This is a genomic window from Mesorhizobium sp. A623 (assembly GCF_054489405.1).
Genome location: NZ_JBTMXB010000012.1, coordinates 159,444 through 165,592, shown reverse-complemented (window position 1 = coordinate 165,592; position 6,149 = coordinate 159,444). Strand labels below are relative to the sequence as shown.

General features: G+C 61.7%; 9 protein-coding genes. 6 read left to right on the top strand and 3 right to left on the bottom strand.

Annotated features, from left to right (window positions below; translation table 11 throughout):
* Nucleotides 1-316: 316 nt before the first annotated feature.
* Nucleotides 317-697, bottom strand: a complete 381-nt coding sequence (rnk, locus tag ACX3P1_RS14945; RefSeq protein WP_459080372.1) for a nucleoside diphosphate kinase regulator — start codon at nt 695-697, stop codon at nt 317-319.
* A 366-nt stretch (nt 698-1,063) separates the two neighbouring features.
* Here rnk and ACX3P1_RS14940 point away from each other — a divergent pair, with 366 nt between their 5' ends.
* The 5 genes from ACX3P1_RS14940 to ACX3P1_RS14920 all read left to right on the top strand — a co-directional run bounded on the left by ACX3P1_RS14940 (nt 1,064) and on the right by ACX3P1_RS14920 (nt 3,088).
* Nucleotides 1,064-1,687 carry a glutathione S-transferase family protein gene (locus tag ACX3P1_RS14940; protein WP_459080383.1) on the top strand — a complete coding sequence of 208 codons (624 nt, stop codon included), beginning with the start codon at nt 1,064-1,066 and terminating at the stop codon, nt 1,685-1,687.
* Between the two features lie 129 nt (nt 1,688-1,816).
* Complete coding sequence (locus tag ACX3P1_RS14935; RefSeq protein ID WP_459080371.1) at nt 1,817-2,086, top strand: DUF2249 domain-containing protein; 270 nt, start codon at nt 1,817-1,819, stop codon at nt 2,084-2,086.
* Entirely contained in the window at nt 2,079-2,321 is a 243-nt protein-coding gene (locus tag ACX3P1_RS14930; RefSeq protein WP_459080370.1) for a hypothetical protein, read from the top strand. The genes ACX3P1_RS14935 and ACX3P1_RS14930 overlap by 8 nt, the downstream gene beginning before the upstream one ends.
* The gene (locus ACX3P1_RS14925; RefSeq protein ID WP_459080369.1) at nt 2,315-2,554 is read left to right on the top strand and encodes a hypothetical protein; all 240 of its coding nucleotides are present in this window, start codon (nt 2,315-2,317) and stop codon (nt 2,552-2,554) included. Before ACX3P1_RS14930 ends, ACX3P1_RS14925 begins: the two co-directional genes overlap by 7 nt.
* Nucleotides 2,555-2,740: 186 nt before the next feature.
* The gene (locus ACX3P1_RS14920; protein WP_459080368.1) at nt 2,741-3,088 is read left to right on the top strand and encodes a carboxymuconolactone decarboxylase family protein; all 348 of its coding nucleotides are present in this window, start codon (nt 2,741-2,743) and stop codon (nt 3,086-3,088) included.
* A 192-nt stretch (nt 3,089-3,280) separates the two neighbouring features.
* Here the strand turns inward: ACX3P1_RS14920 and nirK are convergent, their stop codons facing one another.
* Together nirK and ACX3P1_RS14910 are read right to left on the bottom strand one after the other, a co-directional pair.
* On the bottom strand, nt 3,281-4,399 hold the full coding sequence (gene nirK, locus ACX3P1_RS14915; protein WP_459080367.1) for a copper-containing nitrite reductase: 1,119 nt from the start codon (nt 4,397-4,399) through the stop codon (nt 3,281-3,283).
* 137 nt (nt 4,400-4,536) lie between these two features.
* Nucleotides 4,537-5,238 carry a Crp/Fnr family transcriptional regulator gene (locus ACX3P1_RS14910; RefSeq protein WP_459080366.1) on the bottom strand — a complete coding sequence of 234 codons (702 nt, stop codon included), beginning with the start codon at nt 5,236-5,238 and terminating at the stop codon, nt 4,537-4,539.
* 242 nt (nt 5,239-5,480) lie between these two features.
* Between ACX3P1_RS14910 and ACX3P1_RS14905 the strand changes: the two genes are divergently transcribed.
* Complete coding sequence (locus ACX3P1_RS14905) at nt 5,481-6,137, top strand: alternative oxidase (protein WP_459080365.1); 657 nt, start codon at nt 5,481-5,483, stop codon at nt 6,135-6,137.
* Nucleotides 6,138-6,149: the final 12 nt, after the last annotated feature.

Sequence of the window (6,149 nt, the reverse complement as noted above, 5' to 3'; positions counted from 1 at the left end):
AACCAGCGACGCCCACACTCGAACTTCGGCGGCAGGAAGCCCGACGAAGTCTATGCTATGGCGGAAATGACGGAGCAGTTGGCGGCGTAGAAACAACCCGATCCACCTTAGCCAAGCCGCCCGCCAAACTGTCTCAGCAGGCGGGTCCACCTCAATCAAGAGCGACAAGACCGACCATGTAGTGGCTCACAAAGGTGGAGCCTTAACGCTGTCCGGCAGCGCTCTCGGACAGCGTCCGCCTCGGCCTTGATCGGCCGAGCCAGTGGCGTCACCGTGATCGCGGCCACGGCCTTCAATCCGGAGTTTCTTCGGCAGCTTAACCGACGGAGACGACGGTCAGGCGGTGGGATCGCTGGTCGTTGGCGACCCAGTCGATGGATTGTCCGGGGCGAAGACCCAGCAGCGCCGTGCCGATCGGCGTTAAAATGGAGACCTTGCCCTCCGCGATGTCGGCTTCGGCCGGATAGACCAGCGTCACCCGGCGCTTGTGGCCGTCATCGGGTTCGTATTCCAGCGGGGTGCCCATCTGGATGGTATCGGCCGGGATCGCCGATGCCTCGACGACTTCCGCGCGCTCGAGTTCGGAGAGCAGTTCGTCGGCCAGTTCGGGCTTCTTGTCCAGCAGGCCATTGGCGAGCAGGGTCAGGCGGTCATGGTCTGTCTTGCTGACGAGAATAGTGGGTTTGTTTGCAATCATATTCTTTACCCTGCCCGTTTATTCCAAAGGTCGGCATCAAACCGCCTGATCTTCCCTCGCCCAGGAAAGGGGGCAAGGTCAAGGCCGCCGACACCCCGAGCCGTTACCGGCAGTTCGGGGTCGCCCGAAGTCTGGGCTTAACGGGCGGCTTGTCAAGCGATCAGGGCGGGATCGATGGCAAGTGCTCGCCTGAAGATTCCAGTGTTGACATCAGCGAGGCGTCGGAGCCATCTCATGGCGCTCAAGGGTCGGCCTTCGACCCATGCTCGCCCGGCGGACGGATCGCACCTCGCAGCAACAGGCTCACGATCCAACCTCCGTTTAGCAGGGCGACTTGCCGTGGCGTCCTCCAAACCGGTTCAACCCATCAAGCTTTACCGCGCCGAATTGTCGGGCCATTCGCACCGGGTGCAATTGTTCCTCGGCCTGCTCGGTCTGCCCTACACGCTGATCGACGTCGACCTCGCCCATGGTGCCCACAAGCGCCCGGATTTTCTCGCGAAGAACCCGCTCGGCCAGGTTCCGGTGATCGAGGACGGCGATGCCTGCCTCTACGATTCCAACGCGATCCTGACCTATCTGGCCAAGAAATACGATGACGGGCACTGGCTTCCCGCCGATCCGGTTTCGGCGGCCCGCATCCAGCAATGGCTGTCGCTGGCCGCCGGCCAGATCGCCAACGGTCCGGCGGCGGCGCGCATGGTCACCGTTTTCGGAGCGTCAATCGATCACGAGAAGGCCAAGGCGCTGGCCAACCATGTGCTGAAAGTGCTCGACGCTGAACTGGCCCATCGCAATTTCACCGTCGGCGACACACCGACGATCGCCGACGGCGCCGGCTACAGCTACATCGCCAAGGCGCCCGAGGGCGGGGTTTCACTCGAACCGTATCCTTCCGTCAGAGCGTGGCTCAAACGTATAGAAGACCTTCCCGGCTTCGTCCCGTTCAAGGAAACGAAGGCGGGGCTGCTGGCCAGTCAGGCAAGCTGACACCGTGACGGATCAGGCGGCCCAGAGCGACTCGTCCGCCGGCGCTGCTGGGGCAGGAAATGGCGCTTTTCGCCTTGAATCGCCTCGCCCTTAAAGATACATAAATAATGTATCTTTAAGGGCGAGGCGATGATGGAATGGATTCCCGCAGATGAGCGCGTGATCGACGTCAGGCAAATCGATCCGCGACACCGCCACATGGTCATTCTCCAGTTGTTCGAGCATCTGCCGGACGGAGGAACCCTGCAGCTCATAGCCGACCACGATCCAAAACCTTTGCGGTTCCAGCTTGAGACGAAGCACGCGGCGCATTGCCTGTGGGCCTATCTGGAAGAGGGACCGGATGTCTGGCACGTTCGACTTCGCAACAGGCGTGCGAGGGAGACGTCGGATGCGTAGCGCGCTTGCCTCCGCTGCGGCCGCAATGTGGCGGACACTGGACATGCCGCGAGCGATCTTCGCCCCGGTGCGCCACGGGTTCGAACCGTCGCACCCCGAGCAACTCGAGGCGCTCTTGAGGGTCGCCGGCCAATCTCTTGGCGAATGCCTTTCATGGGTGCTCACCGCCATCGAACGGGCCGAGCGTCCCGATATTCATGTCTCCGATGCGGAGGAAAGGAAGCTGTCATGCTGACCAATTCGCATGATTTCGCCAAGCCGGCCGGTGAAGCCGAACGCACATATCTGGAAGCCCTCATTCGAGCAGACTATGACCGGTGCCGCGTCGGCGAGACATTCGACGATATGAAGGGGAGAATGGCGTTCTCGCGGGAGGATCGGGGCCTTTATCGCGACTGGATGGCCATCGCGGTGGCGCGGGCAGAGGCGGAGCGCATCGCCGAACCAGCATTGATCACCGCTGAATGATCGAGTTGCCGGAGACGGAAAAGACTGTCCGGCCGAGATGTCGTCACCGACAACTTGCCGCCTGCATCCCAGCATGCAGGCTTGGTGGCATAGCACCGCATGATCTTGGTGATCTGCGGTAACGGCCGACGCCAAGCGCCGCATGGCCCCGAACTATTCATGGCGCCTTGAAAAGGAGAAATACAAATGTCCGAAGGAATGTATCCGACCGCTACCGCGGAATTTGCCAAGAAGCGCCGCGCGCTTGCGCCGGATACCGAGGCGGCGTTCCAGGCGTTCAGCCAGAAAGTCTTTGCCGAAGGGGCGCTGTCGGTAAAGGTCAAGCAACTCATCGCGGTTGCCGTGGCGCATGTCACGCAATGCCCCTATTGCATCAAGGGACACACCAAGGCCGCCTTGCGCCATGGCGCCAGCGAGCAGGAATTGATGGAAGCGATCTGGATCGCGGCCGAAATGCGGGCAGGGGGTGCCTATGCCCATTCCGCGCTTGCGCTTGAGGAAATGGAAAAAGCGGCGGCACCGAAGGGCGCCTGAGCGCCAGGGTTCACCGAAACCGTCGCAACGGGCGGCACCACTGCCTCTTTCGCGGTTTTGGCCACAGCACCGATGGCCAGTGCCATTGCGGCTGTGCCGCCGCCGCCATTATCGGCAATCGCATGGTTTTGCCCTCAAAAGAACGGCCCGCCGAAATCGACGGGCCGCCATTCGTCTTCGAGCTTTGGCCCGTCAGAGGGAGGCGATCGGGGATGGCGCGCTCACCTGCGCCATCAGGTCGTTGTCCCACTCGCCTTCCACCATGATGTGCGCGGTGGCGCCGAGTTCGGCCGCCTCGATGAGGTTGTGGTTGACATAGGCATAGACGCCCGGCTGCCGGAAAGTGTAGAGCGCCGCTCCCGCAGAGCCGCCGCGCACGAACCAGGTTTCGAGGTCCTTGGCCGGCGGGTTGTGGAACTTGCCCAACTCCCACACATGGTCGCCATGGCCGCCGATCAGGTGCGGGCGGGTGTCGCGGTTGGCCTGCGCATGGACGAACAGGACCGTCTCCCCGACATTGGCCTTGAGCGCGTTGTCGCCGGTCAGCGCACCGACCTTGCCATTGAACACGACATGGGTCGGGATCAGGCCGCGCATCACTTTGAGCGTGTCGTCATAACTCTCGCCAAGCGATGCGTAGTCCTTGAACTTGCCGTTCTCGTCACGCGGGATGTAGAACTCGTTCTCGCCGATGTAGAAGATGCGGTCGTAGTGCAGCGGCTTGCCGTTTTCATCCTTCAACCCCTCGCGCGGCAGCACCATGATGGTGCCGCTCATGCCCGTCACCACATGCCAGGGGATCATGCCGGCCGGCGCGCAGTGATAGACGAAGGCGCCGGCGCGCGTCGCCTTGAAACGCAAAGTCGCCTGTTCGCCGGGATTGACCTCCGTCAGCGCGGCACCACCCAGAGCGCCGGTGGCGGCATGGAAGTCGACATTGTGCGGCATTTCGTTGGTTTCGGGATTGACCAACGTCAGTTCCACATAGTCGCCTTCGTGCACCACCATCATCGGCGCCGGGATCGAGCCATTGTAGGTCATGGCCTGCATGGTCGTTCCCTCGTCGTCGATGATCATGGGCTGTTCCTTCACGGTCAACTGGAATTCGACGATCTTGGGGCCGTCGATAGCGACCTGCCGGTGCGCGTGCACGAAGGGCGGCTTGACCAGCATTATGCGTTCGTGGGGCAGGGTGCTGATATCCGCTATCGGGGGCCGTGCGTTTGCGGGCGTTGCCGCCACCGCCGTCAGGAGGGCCGCCGTGGCCGCTCCGGTCATCGTTCCAAACAGGGCTTCGCGTCTCGTCAACATTTCCACTCTCCTTCGTGGCCTTTGTTGACGCCAGTCCTAAACCGATGCCTGGCGGAATCTTTGCTGCCGGACAAAATTTCGATTCTTCGCCAGGCGGCGGCGCGCCGCCGCACCCCAGGTGAGATGACGAGCCCCGGCTAGGTCACATCCTCCTTGATCTCTTCCAGGACATCGGGCCGGTGGATGACGATATATCGGTGCGTGCTCGAAACGATGCCGTCCTTTTCCCAGGCGCTAAGCGTTCGGCTGACCGTATGCAGCGTCGTTCCCGCCAGTTCGGCAAAATCCTGCCGCGACAGCGGGAAGCAGATTTCGATCCCCTGGGCAGTGCGTCGTCCGGCCTGTTTTGCCAGACGCGTCAACGTATGGGCGATACGGCGCTCGACGGTTTCCGTGGAAAGCTCGCGCAACCTTGTCTGTGTTTCCTGATAACGCGTTCCCAGCACCGCAACCGCGTTTATCGCGATCTGCACATGCTTGCCCATCAACTGCTGAATGGTATGCGTGGACCAGGAAAACAGGTGGGTGTCTTCGACGGCGCTTACCGTGCCGGGATAGGCCGCAATTCCCGCGAGAGCGGCATAGCCCGCCAACTCGCCCGGTCCCAGATAACGCAGCGCGACCTGGCTGCCGTCCGGGGCGGTCTGGACCGCGCGCAGGCGCCCGACAATGACGACGTGGAAACTGTCAACCGCATCGCCCTGGTGGTAAAGCACCGTTCTCTTGGCAATGCGCTTGCGGACGGCCAGGCGGCAGGCCTCCTCGATGGCCTCCATCGGCAGCGAGCGGAAGATTTCGGTACCCGCCAATATGTTCAGGTCCGTTTGTCCGCCCACCATCGCCTGTGTTTCCGATCTCCTGTTCATCCGACGTGGCGGTCACGCGGCCGGCGGGTCTTGCAGCGCTTGCGCAGTTTAATCAGCATATCTTGTTTTGCCGCAAAACCAGATACGCTGCGGCAGCCTAGAACGGCTCGCGACCGGTGCCTTCCACAGATATTGCTGCGGAATTCATTGTCGGCCTTTGTCAGCGATCGATCTGATTATAATGTGAGAGACGCCATAGGATGTTGTTGCGAGCCATGTTGACCATAGACAAGACAGATCTGTCGCGCCACCACGTCCCGCGGACGGTTTCCGATCGCATCGCCTATCGTCTGGTCGGCATGGTCCAGTTCGTTGCCGGCGCGTTGTTTGGCCGGCGTTATCGCCACCGTACGATCGTGCTTGAGACGATTGCGGCGGTTCCCGGCATGGTGGCGGCAACGCTGCTTCATCTCAAATGCCTGCGTCTCATGATCGACGATCGCGGCTGGATTCGCGCCTTGCTGAACGAGGCCGAGACCCAGCGGGCGCATTTGATGGTGTTCGTGGCAATCGACCGCCCGAACGTGTTCGAGCGTTTTGTCGTGCTGATCGCGCAAGGGCTTTTCTACAATGCCCACTTTCTGCTCTATCTTTTTTCCCCGCGCACCGGCCACCGCATTGCCGGATACTTCGCCGAAGATGCCGTGCGTGGTTACGGACAATATCTCGATGAAATCCAGGATGGCCGGCAGGACAACCCGCCGGCGCCGGCATTGGCGATTGCCTATTGGAACCTGCCGCCCGACGCGCGGTTGAGCGATGCCATTGCTGCGATCCGGGAAGACGAAGCCCTGCACAGGGACATCAACCACAGCTTCGCCGATGCCTTGGACGGCGGGGACAATCTCCCCGGGCCGCCGTCTCTCAGCTGAAATTCTCGTCGT